A 14,337-nucleotide genomic window follows, 5' to 3' on the forward strand; every position below is an offset into this window, starting at 1 on the left:
GCTCCGGCCCCGTCAGGAGTGCTGGAACGATTGGTCAGTATGGTTGGCCGTTAGTGGCCTGAGGGCATGTGGGAAAGATCCACGTACCACCTCGGGTCCAGGCGGATTCCGTGGTAGATTATTTCGAAGTGCAGGTGTGGATCCGGGTTGATGGCAGAGCGGGATTTACCCAGCATGCCAATCGACGCACCCTGTCTAACAGACTGCCCAGCTTCGAGATCGGAGTCGGCAATTGGTGTATATGCACTTTTAAGTCCGTTGGCGTGGCGCAGTACGATATAACCACCGGATACTGTATTGATTCCATCAACACCGGCGATATTTACCGCATCGACGACACCATCCGCAACGGCGAATACCGGACTGCCGACAGGGGCCAGGATGTCCACTGCCGCATGCATTTCCTCACTGCTGGCAATGCCCAGATCTACGGGGCGTACACCGTAAACGTCGCCGATTGCGCCCGTTTTCAATGGCGATGAAAATAGCTCCTGTTGCCATGGGGCATGGTCGTAGCTGAGTGCCAACATATGGCGTCGCTCTGCCTCAAGACTTTCCCGAGTAGGCGCCATTGGTAGAACCACAGCAATTGCCAGGACGATAAATAGCAACTCAAGAGGCTGCCAAAATTTCGGCTTGGCGGGTGCCTCGATCAGGTGGCGGAAGCGAATGCTGTAGTACGTACGGGCACTGATAAATTCCGCCAGAGGCTGGGACAGCTGTGCTTGCTGCAATTTGAGTACCGCCAGCATCGCGCGGCCGTAGTTTTTGGGGTCGACATGGGTGCTGGTGAGCACCGAGCGATCGACCACCAGCTCGCGGAGGCGATTTATCTGTGTATTGCAGAGCCACACCGCCGGGACAAAAAAGAAAATTCTCTGTAGTAACTGCTGAACGTGAATCCAAATATCGTCAAAGCGACGGACATGACAGAGTTCATGCCCGATGATGGCATCCAGCTGTTCAAACGGAAGGGTTTCCTGTAACGAGCGAGGGATTACCACAACCGGGTGCAATGTCCCGATTGTGAAAGGCGATACCGGCATATCAATGGTGCGCAATTGCACCTGACGGCGGATGCCATAGTGCAACCGCCAACGTTCTACGCAGTCGAGCAGTGCGCGATACGATTGATACTTCGTTGCATCCATTTGCCGCCGCAGCAAATAACGCTGTAAGCAGAACTGCAGAAGCAAACCGGCGGCAATGGTCAGCCATAACAGCACAATGAGCGTGTTCCAGGTAAGCGTCACGGGAAACAGTGAAATGGCGGGGTCACTGCCGGCCCTGATCGAGTACTCGTGCAGTTCGCTGAAGTCTTCAAGACTTTTGCTGGCGGGTAACCAGAGGTCATGAAAGAACTCCCGTATACTGATCGGACTGGAAAAACCGGGAGGCAGAACCAACCTGAACAATACCAGCGTCCACATGCACAGCAACAGCAGCGGCGATCTGTGGCGAAGCGCATAAGTGATGACGAGTGTGGGAATAAACAGCAGTGTGAAGTAATAAGCCTGCTGTTGCAGCAGAGAGATAATCACCGAACACAGGCTGTTGAGATAGGAGGCGATCATCGCAAAATGGCGGGCTTTTCTGGGTTACCGTGGGTTGTTATCGCCTTCCACCAGCTTGCTCAACTCCTCAAGTTCCTTTTTGGATAGTGACTGGTTTTTGGCGAACATCGCGACCACGGAATCCGTATCCTGTTCAAGTACGCGGTTGGCAAAAAAACTCACCAGACGCGCCAGGCCAGCGGGACGGCTGATCAGTGGTCTGTAAACAAAAACCCCGTGAATGCTCTCCCGGCTGAGTAGCTCTTTTTTGACCATACGATCCATCACCGTCTTGGTGGTCGTATAAGCCCAGCCATTGCTCAGTTGGTCGTGCAGTTCCCTAACGCTCGCGGCCTTTGCTTTCCAAAGGACATGCAGAACTTCGTATTCGGCTTTGGAGAGATCGGGTAGTTGCTGAGTTGACATTGAGCGTCCGCGTGACAGTGTAAATTGTTGCGACAATGTAGCAGCGGTTTTATGGGAAATAAAGCCGGGAATGCTCAATTGCACAGAGGGAGGCTCATGTTAGACGCATCACCTGCGTGATCGCACCGCCAGAGCCCCCCCCAAAAAAAAGCGGGCCGAAGCCCGCTTTTGGTTGCGCTCGAAAGCGCGGATCTGCTGGCAGATCAGGCGAAGTTCTGGTTCGCAAAGTCCCAGTTCACCAGTGCCCAGAAAGCTTCCATGTACTTCGGACGCGCATTGCGGTAGTCGATGTAGTAGGCGTGCTCCCATACGTCGCAGGTCAGCAGCGGGGTAACACTGCTGTCGGTCAGCGGGGTTTCGGCGTTGGAGGTGTTGACGATGGCTACGGAGCCGTCGGCTTTCTTCACCAGCCAGGTCCAGCCGGAACCGAAGTTGTTCACTGCGCTGTTGGTGAACTCTTCCTTGAACTTGTCGAAAGAACCGAACGCAGCATTGATCGCGTCGGCAACCGCACCGGTGGCTGCGCCGCCGCCATTCGGGCTCAGGCAGTTCCAGTAGAAGGTGTGGTTCCAGATCTGGGCAGCGTTGTTGAACACGCCACCGGAAGAAGACTTGATCACGTCTTCCAGGGATTTGTCGGCGTCCGGGGTGCCATCCAGCAGGCCGTTCAGCTTGTCGACGTAGGTTTTGTGGTGCTTGCCGTAGTGGTACTCCAGGGTCTCCTGGGAGATGTGCGGCTGCAGCGCGTCCATAGCATAGGGGAGTTCGGGGAGAACGTGTGCCATGAGGTATTCCTTCCTTTGTCTGGGACCTGTACCGACCCAAGAACGGTAACAGGTCTGTTATTGGTGAAGCGCATTCTACACGCGCTTGGTTGCATAATTAAGCCGTTGGACAGGCCAAAAGCCGTTGCGGGATAAGTTGCACGTGAAGTTGTAGACCATCTGGGCAGTTTTGGGCGCTGACGCACTGGTCACGTGTCGTATGGTTTGTCAGTAGTGACCTATTCTGATAACTGTCCCGGTTACTTTTTCGTCAGTTTTTGGTATAACTGCCGCAGTTTTCAACCTCCTTTTTTACCAAAGTTCCCTGGCCCCAAGGCCGTCAGTCAACGCAGGACAACAGCATGCAACGCAGAGAGCCCACATTCGATGGCAGCAGCTCATCTTCTATGGACCCTCAGATCCCCAATGGCCCCATCGGTGGCCGGCGCTATGCCGCGCCTGAGCCTTCGGCACCGGAGCCTGTGCGCGAATCTACTTCTTCCGGTGGCGGCTCGTCCTTCCTCGCGGTACTGGCCCTGTTGCTGGCACTGGCGGGGCTGGGGGCGGCAGGCTTCCTTTACAACCAGTGGCAGGTGACCCGAGTGCAGCTGAACGACGCGGAAGCGCGTATTGTGCAGCTGGAGAAGCGCTTCGAGATGTCTGGCGAAGAATCCGCGGCATCCGTGGAAGTGCTGAACGCCAAGGTTAAGGAGAATGCCTCCGAGATCCGCAAGCTGTGGGGCGTATCCTACGACACCAACCGCAAGGACATCGCTGCCAACAAGGAAGCGAATGCCGCCCAGCAGAAGTCCATCGCGGCCCTGACCAGCAAGGTCAGCAGTGTTGAGTCCGGCCTGAAGAAGGTCGCGGCGCTGGAAAGCGAAATGGCGAAGCTGAAAGAGTCCACCGCCAGCGCGTCTAGCGAGACCAAGGACAAGGTGGCGAGCCTTGAGCGTCAGCTGTCATCCGTACGTGCAGACCTGACCGCGCGCGTCGGTGCCAACGAAGAAGCGGTGCAGTCCATCGACAGCTACCGTCGCAGTGTGAACAAGGATCTGGTACAGCTGCGCGACGCGATTCGCAGCCTGCAGTCCAGCTCCAGCACCGCGTCTGCTCCCTGATTTCGGACGGTAATTTCCGCTGAATCCGGTTAGCGGCGAAGTAATTCGCCGCTAACCATTCTCATTTTCATTTGTGCACCAAATTTTTTTCCTTTCCCGATACCCCGCCTTCGCGGAATCCAACACCCGCAAACAATTCGTGTAAAATCGCCGCCTTCGAGACGAGACCACACACGGAGCCGGTAATGACCATCATCCGCCAGGACGACCTGATCGACAGCGTGGCCGACGCGCTGCAGTTCATCTCTTACTACCATCCCCAGGACTTCATCAAGGCGCTGAACACCGCCTATGAGAAAGAGGCCAACCCGGCGGCGAAAGACGCCATGGCCCAGATCCTGATCAACTCCCGCATGTGCGCCCAGGGCCACCGACCCATCTGTCAGGACACCGGCATTGTGACCGTGAAACTGAAAGTGGGTATGAATGTGCAGTGGGACGCCGAGATGGGCGTCTCCGACATGGTCAACGAAGGTGTGCGCCGCGCCTACAACAACCCGGACAACGTGCTGCGTGCCTCCATCCTTGCGGACCCGGACGGTGCCCGCAAGAACACCGGTGACAACACCCCGGCGGTCATCCACTACGAAATCGTGCCCGGCGACACTGTAGAGGTGTACGTGGCGGCCAAGGGCGGCGGCAGTGAAGCCAAGAGCAAGTTCGCCATGCTGAACCCGTCCGACTCTGTGGTCGACTGGGTACTGGAAATGGTGCCGAAGATGGGTGCCGGCTGGTGTCCGCCCGGCATGCTGGGTATCGGCGTCGGCGGTACCGCCGAGAAAGCCATGCTGCTGGCAAAAGAATCTCTGCTTGACCCGATCGACATCCAGGAGTTGCAGGAGCGCGGTGCGTCCAATCGCGCCGAGGAACTGCGTCTGGAACTGTATGACAGGGTCAACAAGCTGGGCATCGGCGCCCAGGGCCTGGGCGGCCTCACCACTGTGCTGGATGTGAAGGTCAAGGACTACCCGACCCACGCCGCCAACAAGGCCGTAGCCATCATCCCCAACTGCGCTGCGACCCGTCACACCCACTTCACCCTCGACGGTACCGGCCCCGCGCGCCAGACCCCGCCGAAGCTGGAAGATTGGCCGGAGATCACCCGCGAAGCCGGTGCCAACACCCGTCGTGTGAACCTGGATGAAGTGACCCGTGAAGACGTGCTGAGCTGGCAGCCGGGTGAAACCCTGTTGCTGAATGGCAAGATGCTGACCGGCCGCGATGCGGCGCACAAGAAAATGGTCGACATCCTCGCCACTGGCGAGAAGCTGCCGGTAGACCTGACCGGTCGCTTTATCTACTACGTGGGCCCGGTTGATCCGGTGCGCGATGAAGTGGTTGGACCTGCTGGCCCCACCACCGCGACCCGTATGGACAAGTTCACCCGCACCATGCTGGAACAGACCGGCCTTCTGGGCATGATCGGCAAGGCCGAGCGCGGCCCCACCGCGATCGACGCGATCCGCGACAACAAAGCGGTTTACCTGATGGCCGTGGGCGGTGCCGCCTACCTGGTGGCGCAGGCGATCAAGGACGCCAAGGTCATCGCCTTCCCGGAGCTGGGTATGGAAGCCATCTACGAATTCGAGGTGGAAGACATGCCGGTAACCGTGGCGGTGGATAGCAACGGCGAATCCGTGCACAACACCGGTCCACTGATCTGGAAGCACAAGATCGAAGAGGGCGCGGTGTAAACCTGTCTGCTCGGTTTAAAGCGAAAAAAACGGCTGCCATTGGCAGCCGTTTTTTATTTACGACCTGTTCAGTTCTTCTTTTTGATGTCCGCCAGCATCAACTCACGGATTACCGGCACCGGTGCATTACCGTAGCTGAGGAATTGCTCGTGAAACTGCTTCAGGTTGAATTGGTCACCGAGTAGCTGCTTGATTTCCTCGCGCAGGGCCATGATGTCCATATAGCCCGCGAAATAGCTGGTGAGTTGAACCTGACTCAGTGTGGCGCGGCGCCACTTGCCCATGGCCTCCGCCTGCTGCTGGAAGCCCTGCTTCATCAGCAGCTCCAGAGCGGCGCTTTCCTCCATGCCTTTTACCTGAACCGAGTAATCCAGGATGGTATTGACCACGGTGCGCAGGTTCCACTTGTAGTACATCATCCAAAGTTCCGGTGAAAAATCACCGTAGCCTGCCTCCAGCATCATACGTTCCGCATAGACTGCCCAGCCTTCGATCATGGCGCCGTTGCCGAGAATATTCTTGATCAGGCTAGGGGACTGGTTCGCGTACACCAGCTGGGTGTAGTGCCCGGGAATGGCCTCGTGAATGTTGAGGATCTGCATGAGGTAGGTGTTGTACTCACGCAGAAAACTCTCCGCGCGATTGTCCGGCATCTCTGCTACCGGCATCACGTTGTAGTAGGTGTTGGCGCCCTTGTCGTAGGGGCCGGGGGCATTGATGGAGGCCACCGCAAAGCCCTGCATGTAAGGTGGGGTGGTGCGGACCACCAGCGGCTTTTCCTCGTCCAGCGACAACAGGTCTTTTTCCTTGACGAAGGCCACCAGCTGCGGAATCTGCTTTTCCACCTCGGCCTTGAAGCTCTCCTTGGTAGCGTGGTGTTCGGAAAGTTTCTCCAGCACCTTGGATATCTTGACCAGGACATCCTTTGGACGAGGTTCATCGGCGAAGTATTTTGGCCACAGCCTGTTCGCGAGTTCATCCATTTTCAGATGCAGGCGATCTTTTTCCCGCAGCGCCCGCCGGTATAGTTCCTCGCCGCTCATGCCAATCTGTATGTCGTAGTGGAACTTCTCTTCATAGCGTTTCTCGCCGATACGGAAATCGCTGAAACTGTCCGCATTGTCCATCTGCGCTTGCAGGGTCTGCAGCAGCACAATGTACTCTTCAATGGCCTTGCGACTGGCGTCCAGTCGAATATTAAACAATTCTTTTTCCTGGTCGGATAAGCCGCTGGCCGCCAGTTTTTGTTCCAGATCCTCACCGAATACCGACTTCGCACCTTCATTTTGCTGGATCGCAAGCACCAGCTGTGGTGCGGCGGGATTGCGCAGGGATTTTTCTGCAGCCACGTAGTAGGCCGGCACATTTTGCATACGGTTGCTGAAGGTGCGCAGGCGGTCATCCAGCGGTGCATAGTCCGTATTGAGGATCAGGGCAAAACCGTGGGAAACGTTGTATTGGCTCGGGTCCCATTCAAACGACTTGAATTGGGTGAGATTCCAGATCGTTTCGTCGAGGAAATTATTGATCAGAGCCAGGTCGGTGCGCTCATTGACGTCCAGCTCGTCCTGCTTGATACGGGAAAAATGGTTGCGATATTCGCGGGCAAATCCAAGCACCTGCTGGCGGTAGTGCTTGTCGGGAACCTCAAGCATTTCCGCGACCTTGTAATAACCGTTGCTGATGGCCCAGGACGGAAACAGGTGCCACATGCGCTCGATCATCTGGTTGCTGAGGGCCTGCAACGATTGATCGGCGTTGCTGTGGGGATGAACGTCCGCGGTGGTTTGCGAGGCTTCAGATGACAGCGTGCTGATATCGCTGCCGCCGTTTTCATCAATTGCGTCGTTCGTTTGCCCGCTTTTTTCGCCACAAGCGCAGAGCAGCGTGGCCAGGGTAAAGACAGTCATCAATTGTTTCATGGGCAGCTCGAACTTATGGCGGAATCTGCTCAAAAACTAGCACAGACGACTTATAGTTATCGCTTACTCCGGCAATTATTTTGTGTGAACCAGGTCGCCTTGTTTCACATTGGGGCGGCGGCTAAAGTGGCAATACTCGAAATTGTGGCCGAGTGCCGCGATTCACTTCGTTCATTTTTGTATTTTCACTGAGGAGTCAGGTATGACAGAACTCGCAGCACAGGCATGCGAAGCCTGCAGGGCGGATGCGCCGCTGGTATCCGATGAAGAACTGGCGCAGCTGATCCGGGAAATTCCCGACTGGACGCCGGTTGTGCGGGATGGCGTGATGCAGCTTGAGCGGGTATTCAAATTCCGCAATTTCAAACAGGCGTTGGCATTTACTAACCGTGTAGGTGCCATTGCCGAAGAGGTTGGCCATCATCCGGCGCTGCTGACAGAGTGGGGCAAGGTGACGGTAACCTGGTGGAGCCATGAAGCCGGCGGTCTGCACAAGAACGATTTCATCATGGCGGCCCGCACCGACAAGCAGCTTGACGCCGAGTAAGTACAGGAACGGATACCTTGCTTGCGCCGTATTCGTGCGGTTTACGAATGCGGTGCGCACTTCCGGAACTGGGCAGCGGTGCTCGGTTCAGCACGGAATATTCAGTAACACAGCAAGCAAGTGGTAGACAAAATGCTGAAGATGAAAGCCAGCTGCGAACGCTGCAGCATGAAATTGGGCCTTTCCGACCAAGCCTTTATCTGTTCTTACGAATGTACTTTCTGCCCCGACTGCAGTGAGACACTGCGACACGTCTGCCCCAATTGCCAGGGCAATCTGGTGATGCGCCCACTGCGTCGTACTTCCCCGACGGAAGTGCCGAGAACCAGATTCAAGGCCAAGCTGGAAACGATTCTTTCGTGAGTGACACGCCTCGCTCGCTTCCCCGATCCATCCCTACGGGTTTTTCTGCGCCCAGAGTAAGAATTCCCGGTTGCCATCACCGCCGGTAATAGGGCTGTCAATGTAGCTTTTTACTTCCAGCCCCAGGGAATTACACAGCGCACTGATCTTTTCCTGTACTCCCTGGTACAGCGCGGGATCGCGCACCAGACCACCCTTGCCAATGCCTTCGGGGCCCACTTCAAACTGGGGTTTCACCAGACTCAACAGGTGGCCGCCGGTTTTCATTAGTGGCGGCAGTTGCGGCAGGATCAGGGTCTGGGAAATAAACGAAACGTCCATCACCACCGCGTCAAAGCCCTCGTCGGCCAGCGGGGCCAGTTGCTCCGCCGTCAGGTAGCGTGCATTGATACCCTCGAACAGGTGCATACGCGGATTGTTGCGCAGGGATTCGGCCAGTTGGTCACGCCCTACATCCACGCCGACCACCAGTTCGGCACCGCGCTGCAGAAGGCAGTCGCTGAAACCACCGGTTGAGCAGCCCACGTCCAGCGCCCGCCAGCCCGCCGGGTCGAGACCGGTGTGATCGAGAATTCCCGCCAGTTTCAGCCCTGCACGGGATACATAGCGGTCTTCCGGCAGGGATTCCACCTTGATGCGGATATCCTCGCTCACGCTCTGGCTGGGCTTGGTGGCTGGGCGCCAGTTGGGGCCGTCGCCAAGCAGTACGCAACCGGCGTCAATCAGTTTGCGCGCATGCGTACGGGAGCTGGCGAGTTTTTGGTCCACCAATAACAGGTCGAGACGAATCATGAACGGCACTATAGTTTCGAAATTGGGCGGGGAGATGGCGGCAATGCTACCCTGTGGGCTATTTCCTGAGAAGTATTAGCAGTTAGCGAAAAGGCTTTCATTGCAGATCGGAATATTTAGATTGAGCCTGCCAGGGCAACAAGGAGTCAGCAGTCGATGGCGAAAAATGTGTTGAGCAAATTCACCGTACGCAAGGGCCGGGTATTCGAGGCCCCACTGGAAAATGCGTTCGGCCGACTCGTCACGCCATTCGAAGAGTTTATCCATCGCCAGAGCAGCAGTGGCCTGTTGTTGATGGCGTGCGCGGTGATCGCCCTGGTCATTGCCAATTCCCCGTGGCAGGAGGCCTACAAGCACCTGCTGCACCTGCCGGTCAGTTACAATTTTGGCGACTGGTCGCTGTCCATGAGCTTTCACCACTGGATCAACGATGGGCTGATGGCCATCTTCTTCCTGTTGGTGGGACTCGAGCTCAAGCGTGAATTTCTTGTCGGTGAATTGTCTGAACTGAAGCACGCGGTGTTGCCGGTATTGGCGGCGATTGGCGGCATGCTGGTGCCAGCACTGATTTTTTACGCCTTTAACGGCGGCACGCCCACCGAGCGTGGCTGGGGGATTCCCATGGCCACGGATATCGCGTTTGCGGTGGGCTGTATTGCGATACTCGGCAACCGGGTACCGCGGGCGGTGGTGACATTTCTGGTGGCGCTGGCCATCGTGGATGACCTCGGGGCCATTCTGGTCATCGCTGTCTGGTATACGGAGAGCGTGAATACCCATGCACTGATCGCCGCCTGTGTGCTGGTGGGAGTGCTGTGGTTGCTGCAGTTTGTCGGCGTGCGCCGCTCCGCTGGCTATATTTTTGTCGGCATATTGCTGTGGTATGCGCTTTACCGGACCGGTGTACATGCGACGCTGGCAGGGGTGATCACTGCCATGGCGATTCCAGCGGGCCCCAAATACGATCCGGTTGCCTTCAGTACCTTCGTCAAAGACATTATCCGCAGCTTCGACCGCTGTTTCCGCCCCGGTGACAAGATCATTGCCAATGATGCGCTGCGCGCGCGGGTTACCGCGCTGGATAATGGGATTCATCTGGTGCAGTCGCCGCTGCAGCGTATGGAAACACGCTTGCACACGCCGGTTGCCTTCATTGTGGTGCCGATTTTCGCCCTCGCCAACGCGGGCATTCCTATCGACAGTTTCACCAGCTACTCCGCGGTGTTTAACCCCCTGACCCTCGGCGTGATCTGTGGTCTTGTGTTCGGCAAGCTGATCGGCATCGTCGGCGCGACCTGGATCGGCTGGAAGCTCGGGTTGGGGGAGCTTCCCAAGTCGGCAACGTTCCATCACATCATCGGTGTGGCGCTGTTGGGCGGGATCGGTTTTACCATGTCGATCTTTATTTCCGAGCTGGCGTTTGCCGGGGAAGCCAAAATGCTGATCCAGGCCAAGGCCGGTGTGCTACTGGCTTCCGTCATCTCCGGGGTGGCCGGGTTCCTGGTGTTGCGGCAGGCGCCGATTGAAGAGTCCACGCAGAAGAGCGACGCGGAGCAACAGGGCGGTATCGAGGAAGGGGAGGGGCGAAAGCTCCCGTGAACTGGAGCAGGCTTTAACGTGTTTGCAGAAAAGCGCTCATCCGGGCCACGCGAGCCATCCGATAACCAGTAGCGAAGCCCACGCCACCAGCGCGCAACCGAGTTGCCAGTTGCGCGGCACGTTCTGGAGGATGCCCGATCCGAAGACCACGCCCGCGCACAGTCCCAGCAACAGCAGGCTTGTCGGTCCGGTCGCCGGCGCTTCACCATTCCTATACAAAAACATCGGCCAGAAGGTGATGGCGAGGCTCACCAGCAGGCAGGTGACGAAGGTGATAATCCGCAGTGCGTTCATCGGTGCCGCCGCATAGTCCCCACCGTGTTCCGCCGGGTTATTCGTCAAACTCGGTCTCATTGCGATCCATATTCTCGGTTACTTCCAGCCACAGCGCGTTGACGATGGCAAAAAAACAGGCCAGCAGCACGCCGAGAATCCAGGTGAAATACCACATAAAAGGCGTTCCTCAATAGCTGCTGTGGGAGTTGTCTTCAATATATTCCCTGGTCACGCGACCGTACATTTTGCGGTAGCACCACAGGGTGTAGAGCAGAATGATCGGCACAAAAATGACCGCAGCGGCGAACATCAAGCCCAGTGTCAACTCGCTGGACGTGGCATCCCACATGGTGAGGCTGATATCCGGATTGCGCGACGAGGGCATGACGAAGGGAAACAGGGCTACACCCGCGGTCAGGATGACGCAGGTCACTGCGAGGGCACTGGTGAGAAATACCAGCGCACTTTCGCCGCGGGAGAGCAGCCAGGTGGCGGCGGCCATCAGGATGCCCAAAAGCGGGATGGCCCATAACAGTGGATATGCCTGGTAGTTGGCCTGCCAGCCGCTGTTGCCATAAGCCACGGATTTCATCAGCGGGTTGATCTTGTCCCCCAGCGGTTTGATATCGACGATGCGCATGCCGTCAATGCCGATAAGCAGCCATATCCCGGCGAATACAAACAGTATGATCACCATGATGGCGGTAAGCTGCGTGACCTGTTGCGCGCGGGTGTGCAGTAACCCACGGGTTTTGAGTTGTAGCCAGGCGCCCCCGTGCATCGCCAGCATGGTGACCGAGAGCAGGCCGCAGACCAGTGCAAACGGGTGTAGCAATTGCCAGAAACTGCCGTGATAGCTGGGCCGCAGCAGGTCATCCAGTTCAAACGGCAGGCCCAGCATCAGGTTGCCGAACGCCACGCCGAAGATCAGGGGCGGAACCAGGCCGCCGATGGTCAGCCCCCAGTCCCACATATTGCGCCAGCGCGGGTGGTCGATCTTGGAGCGATAGTCGAAACCGACCGGGCGGAAGAACAGTGCGCACAGGGTAATGATCAGTGCGGTATAGAGCCCGGAAAAGGCCGCCGCATACACCATCGGCCAAGCTGCGAAAATGGCGCCACCGGCGGTGACAAACCACACCTGGTTGCCCTCCCAGTGCGGCCCCACGGTGTTGATCATTATCCGGCGATCCATATCGGTCCTGCCGATCACCCGCAGCAGCATGCCCACGCCCATATCGAAGCCGTCGGTGAGGGCAAAGCCGATCAGCAGTACCCCGATCAGTGCCCACCAGATCAGCTTTAGCGTTTCGTAATCCATAGCGCGTCTCCTGTTCCATCAGGTCTGTGAGGGCGATTTCACCGGTATCAGTTCGAAGTGATATCTGCCGGTGCCGAGGCTCGACGGCCCGAGTCGGGTGAAACGCAGCATCAGATAGATTTCCACCACGGCCAGCGCCGTGTAAAACGCGATGATTGCGCTGAGGCTGCCGATGACCTCGCCGCGGCTGATGGATGAGGCGGACATATAGGTGGGCAACACCTCGGCGATGGACCAGGGTTGGCGGCCATACTCCGCCACGATCCAGCCGCATTCTGCGGCAATCCACGGCAGCGGCAGGGACCAGAGACAGGCGTAGAGCACCGCGTGATTAGCGGCGCTGCGGTGGCGCGCGGACTGGATAAACGCCGCAATGAAAACCAGCAGCATCAAAAATCCAGCGCCCACCATAATGCGGAAACTCCAGAACATCGGCGCCACCCGGGGAATGGAATGCGCTGCCGCCTGTTTGATCTGTTCGTCGGTGGCGTCGGTGACATTTTCCGTATAACGCTTCAATAACAACCCATAGCCGAGATCGTGGCGCAGGTCGGAAAAGGCATTTCTGGTTTCCTGGCTGGTGTCGCCGCCGCGCAGTTGCTGCAGTAGCGAAAACGCCTGTATGCCCCGGCGGATACGCTGTTCGTTCTCCGGAATGATGCGATCAAATCCGATGACTTCCTCGTCAATGGAACGGGTGGCGATGATGCCGAGCGCCCAGGGTATTTTTACTTCAAAGTGGTTTTTCTTTTGTTCCTGATCCGGGATGGCAAACAGGGTGAAGCCCGCCGGTGGCTTCTGGGTTTCCCACTCCGCTTCTACCGCGGCGAGTTTTACTTTCTGCACATCGCCCACGGTGTAACCGCTTTCGTCGCCGAGCACGATGACCGAGAGAATCGAGGCCAGTCCGAAGCTCGCGGCAATGGCAAAGGAGCGGCGGGCAAAGGGGATATCGCGTCTTTTCAACAGGTAGTAGGAGGACACGCTCAGGACAAACATGGCGCCGGTGACATAGCCCGCGGCCACGGTGTGCACAAACTTGACCTGCGCCACCGGGTTGAACAGCACATCGCTGAAGCTCGCGAGCTCCATACGCATGGATTGGAAATTGAATTCAGCGCCGGTGGGATACTGCATCCAGCCGTTGGCGATCAGGATCCACAGTGCAGAGAGATTGGAACCGATGGCCACCAGCCAGGTGCACACCAGGTGCTGCACTTTGCTCAGGCGGTCCCAGCCGAAAAAGAACAGGCCGATAAACGTGGACTCAAGAAAAAATGCCATCAGTCCCTCGATGGCCAGCGGCACCCCGAAAATGTCCCCTACATAGTGGGAGTAGTAACTCCAATTCGTACCGAACTGGAATTCCATCGTCAGCCCGGTGGTCACACCGAGGGCAAAGTTGATTCCAAACAGCTTGCCCCAGAATTTCGTCATGTCCCGGTAGATCGTTTTACCGGTCAGGACATAGCAGGACTCCATGATTGCCAGCAGGAACGACAGGCCAAGGGTCAGCGGCACAAACAAAAAGTGGTACAGGGCCGTGAGGCCGAACTGCAGCCGGGACAGGTCGACAACGGTTTCATCGATCACTTAAGGCTCCTTGCCGATGATCTCTGTGGGTGAAGCGGGTTCGGTGGTACGGGCTTCCCGAGGGTTCTGCAGGAAATATTGGTCCACCGGTGCCTGTTCCACTTGCGGGCGGAAATACACGAACTTGATCAGCATGATGATGGCGACCTTGATGACCAGAACTGCACCCAGTTCGACCAGCAGGCGGCGGTCAGACAATGACATGGAGATTCCAGCCCGGCGGCACAGGGAGAACAGGCGGAAATTGGCCGCGTAATCAGGGTAGCAATCGCCGCTGCCAGTCAGGGACGCGGGGACCGAAACCGGCGCGGATTTCACGTTGCAGGCGCGGTCTGGCGCGAAGTTACTCCTGTGTTAGTATCGGAA

The 14,337-nt window shown here is 57.3% G+C and carries 15 protein-coding genes; 5 read left to right on the forward strand and 10 right to left on the reverse strand.

The annotated features are described in order from the left end of the window. Nucleotides 1-50: 50 nt before the first annotated feature. The 3 genes from R5R33_RS15365 to R5R33_RS15375 all read right to left on the reverse strand — a co-directional run bounded on the left by R5R33_RS15365 (nt 51) and on the right by R5R33_RS15375 (nt 2,764). On the reverse strand, nt 51-1,574 hold the full coding sequence (locus tag R5R33_RS15365) for a M23/M56 family metallopeptidase (RefSeq protein WP_318953579.1): 1,524 nt from the start codon (nt 1,572-1,574) through the stop codon (nt 51-53). A 24-nt stretch (nt 1,575-1,598) separates the two neighbouring features. Next, nucleotides 1,599-2,063 (reverse strand): BlaI/MecI/CopY family transcriptional regulator, encoded by a 465-nt coding sequence (locus R5R33_RS15370; RefSeq protein WP_318953580.1) that lies wholly within the window; start codon nt 2,061-2,063, stop codon nt 1,599-1,601. 119 nt (nt 2,064-2,182) lie between these two features. After that, entirely contained in the window at nt 2,183-2,764 is a 582-nt protein-coding gene (locus R5R33_RS15375; protein WP_318953581.1) for a superoxide dismutase, read from the reverse strand. Nucleotides 2,765-3,105: 341 nt separating this feature from the next. Here R5R33_RS15375 and R5R33_RS15380 point away from each other — a divergent pair, with 341 nt between their 5' ends. After that, nucleotides 3,106-3,864: a hypothetical protein gene (locus tag R5R33_RS15380; RefSeq protein WP_318953582.1), complete on the forward strand. Its 759-nt coding sequence runs from the start codon at nt 3,106-3,108 to the stop codon at nt 3,862-3,864. 185 nt (nt 3,865-4,049) lie between these two features. Beyond that, a complete protein-coding gene (locus R5R33_RS15385) occupies nt 4,050-5,558 on the forward strand; it encodes a fumarate hydratase (RefSeq protein ID WP_318953583.1) in 1,509 nt (502 codons plus the stop codon). Between the two features lie 68 nt (nt 5,559-5,626). Here the strand turns inward: R5R33_RS15385 and R5R33_RS15390 are convergent, their stop codons facing one another. After that, a complete protein-coding gene (locus R5R33_RS15390; RefSeq protein ID WP_318953584.1) occupies nt 5,627-7,480 on the reverse strand; it encodes a DUF885 domain-containing protein in 1,854 nt (617 codons plus the stop codon). A gap of 202 nt (nt 7,481-7,682) precedes the next feature. On the opposite strand from R5R33_RS15390, the gene R5R33_RS15395 reads away from it, so the two are divergent. Together R5R33_RS15395 and R5R33_RS15400 are read left to right on the forward strand one after the other, a co-directional pair. Then, the gene (locus R5R33_RS15395) at nt 7,683-8,027 is read left to right on the forward strand and encodes a 4a-hydroxytetrahydrobiopterin dehydratase (protein ID WP_318953585.1); all 345 of its coding nucleotides are present in this window, start codon (nt 7,683-7,685) and stop codon (nt 8,025-8,027) included. Nucleotides 8,028-8,168: 141 nt separating this feature from the next. After that, nucleotides 8,169-8,390, forward strand: a complete 222-nt coding sequence (locus R5R33_RS15400; RefSeq protein WP_318955748.1) for a DUF1272 domain-containing protein — start codon at nt 8,169-8,171, stop codon at nt 8,388-8,390. Nucleotides 8,391-8,423: 33 nt separating this feature from the next. On the opposite strand, the gene R5R33_RS15405 is transcribed toward R5R33_RS15400, so the two are convergent. After that, on the reverse strand, nt 8,424-9,182 hold the full coding sequence (locus R5R33_RS15405) for a TlyA family RNA methyltransferase (protein ID WP_318953586.1): 759 nt from the start codon (nt 9,180-9,182) through the stop codon (nt 8,424-8,426). Nucleotides 9,183-9,338: 156 nt separating this feature from the next. Between R5R33_RS15405 and nhaA the strand changes: the two genes are divergently transcribed. Further along, on the forward strand, nt 9,339-10,781 hold the full coding sequence (gene nhaA, locus R5R33_RS15410; RefSeq protein ID WP_318953587.1) for a Na+/H+ antiporter NhaA: 1,443 nt from the start codon (nt 9,339-9,341) through the stop codon (nt 10,779-10,781). 36 nt (nt 10,782-10,817) lie between these two features. Here nhaA and R5R33_RS15415 read toward each other — a convergent pair whose 3' ends face one another. The 5 genes from R5R33_RS15415 to cydP are packed head-to-tail and all read right to left on the reverse strand — an operon-like array spanning nt 10,818 to nt 14,175. After that, nucleotides 10,818-11,123, reverse strand: coding sequence for a hypothetical protein (locus R5R33_RS15415; RefSeq protein ID WP_318953588.1), 306 nt, complete (start codon nt 11,121-11,123; stop codon nt 10,818-10,820). After that, nucleotides 11,113-11,232 (reverse strand): cytochrome bd-I oxidase subunit CydX, encoded by a 120-nt coding sequence (cydX, locus tag R5R33_RS15420; RefSeq protein WP_318953589.1) that lies wholly within the window; start codon nt 11,230-11,232, stop codon nt 11,113-11,115. The genes R5R33_RS15415 and cydX overlap by 11 nt, the downstream gene beginning before the upstream one ends. 12 nt (nt 11,233-11,244) lie before the next feature. Next, nucleotides 11,245-12,378: a cytochrome d ubiquinol oxidase subunit II gene (cydB, locus tag R5R33_RS15425; RefSeq protein ID WP_318953590.1), complete on the reverse strand. Its 1,134-nt coding sequence runs from the start codon at nt 12,376-12,378 to the stop codon at nt 11,245-11,247. A gap of 18 nt (nt 12,379-12,396) precedes the next feature. Beyond that, complete coding sequence (locus R5R33_RS15430) at nt 12,397-13,971, reverse strand: cytochrome ubiquinol oxidase subunit I (RefSeq protein WP_318953591.1); 1,575 nt, start codon at nt 13,969-13,971, stop codon at nt 12,397-12,399. Beyond that, complete coding sequence (gene cydP, locus R5R33_RS15435; protein WP_318953592.1) at nt 13,972-14,175, reverse strand: cytochrome oxidase putative small subunit CydP; 204 nt, start codon at nt 14,173-14,175, stop codon at nt 13,972-13,974. Nucleotides 14,176-14,337 lie beyond the last annotated feature (162 nt).

The sequence above is a fragment of the Microbulbifer pacificus genome, from assembly GCF_033723955.1.
Taxonomy (GTDB): Bacteria; Pseudomonadota; Gammaproteobacteria; order Pseudomonadales; family Cellvibrionaceae; genus Microbulbifer; species Microbulbifer pacificus.

Excerpts from the sequence above, each read along its gene's own strand:
- R5R33_RS15365 (WP_318953579.1), bottom strand. The coding sequence starts at position 1,574 with ATGATCGCCTCCTATCTCAACAGCCTGTGTTCGGTGATTATCTCTCTG.
- R5R33_RS15375 (WP_318953581.1), bottom strand. The coding sequence starts at position 2,764 with ATGGCACACGTTCTCCCCGAACTCCCCTATGCTATGGACGCGCTGCAG.
- R5R33_RS15380 (WP_318953582.1), top strand. The coding sequence starts at position 3,106 with ATGCAACGCAGAGAGCCCACATTCGATGGCAGCAGCTCATCTTCTATG.
- R5R33_RS15385 (WP_318953583.1), top strand. The coding sequence starts at position 4,050 with ATGACCATCATCCGCCAGGACGACCTGATCGACAGCGTGGCCGACGCG.
- R5R33_RS15390 (WP_318953584.1), bottom strand. The coding sequence starts at position 7,480 with ATGAAACAATTGATGACTGTCTTTACCCTGGCCACGCTGCTCTGCGCT.
- R5R33_RS15395 (WP_318953585.1), top strand. The coding sequence starts at position 7,683 with ATGACAGAACTCGCAGCACAGGCATGCGAAGCCTGCAGGGCGGATGCG.
- R5R33_RS15400 (WP_318955748.1), top strand. The coding sequence starts at position 8,169 with ATGAAAGCCAGCTGCGAACGCTGCAGCATGAAATTGGGCCTTTCCGAC.
- R5R33_RS15405 (WP_318953586.1), bottom strand. The coding sequence starts at position 9,182 with ATGATTCGTCTCGACCTGTTATTGGTGGACCAAAAACTCGCCAGCTCC.
- nhaA (WP_318953587.1), top strand. The coding sequence starts at position 9,339 with ATGGCGAAAAATGTGTTGAGCAAATTCACCGTACGCAAGGGCCGGGTA.
- cydX (WP_318953589.1), bottom strand. The coding sequence starts at position 11,232 with ATGTGGTATTTCACCTGGATTCTCGGCGTGCTGCTGGCCTGTTTTTTT.
- cydB (WP_318953590.1), bottom strand. The coding sequence starts at position 12,378 with ATGGATTACGAAACGCTAAAGCTGATCTGGTGGGCACTGATCGGGGTA.
- cydP (WP_318953592.1), bottom strand. The coding sequence starts at position 14,175 with ATGTCATTGTCTGACCGCCGCCTGCTGGTCGAACTGGGTGCAGTTCTG.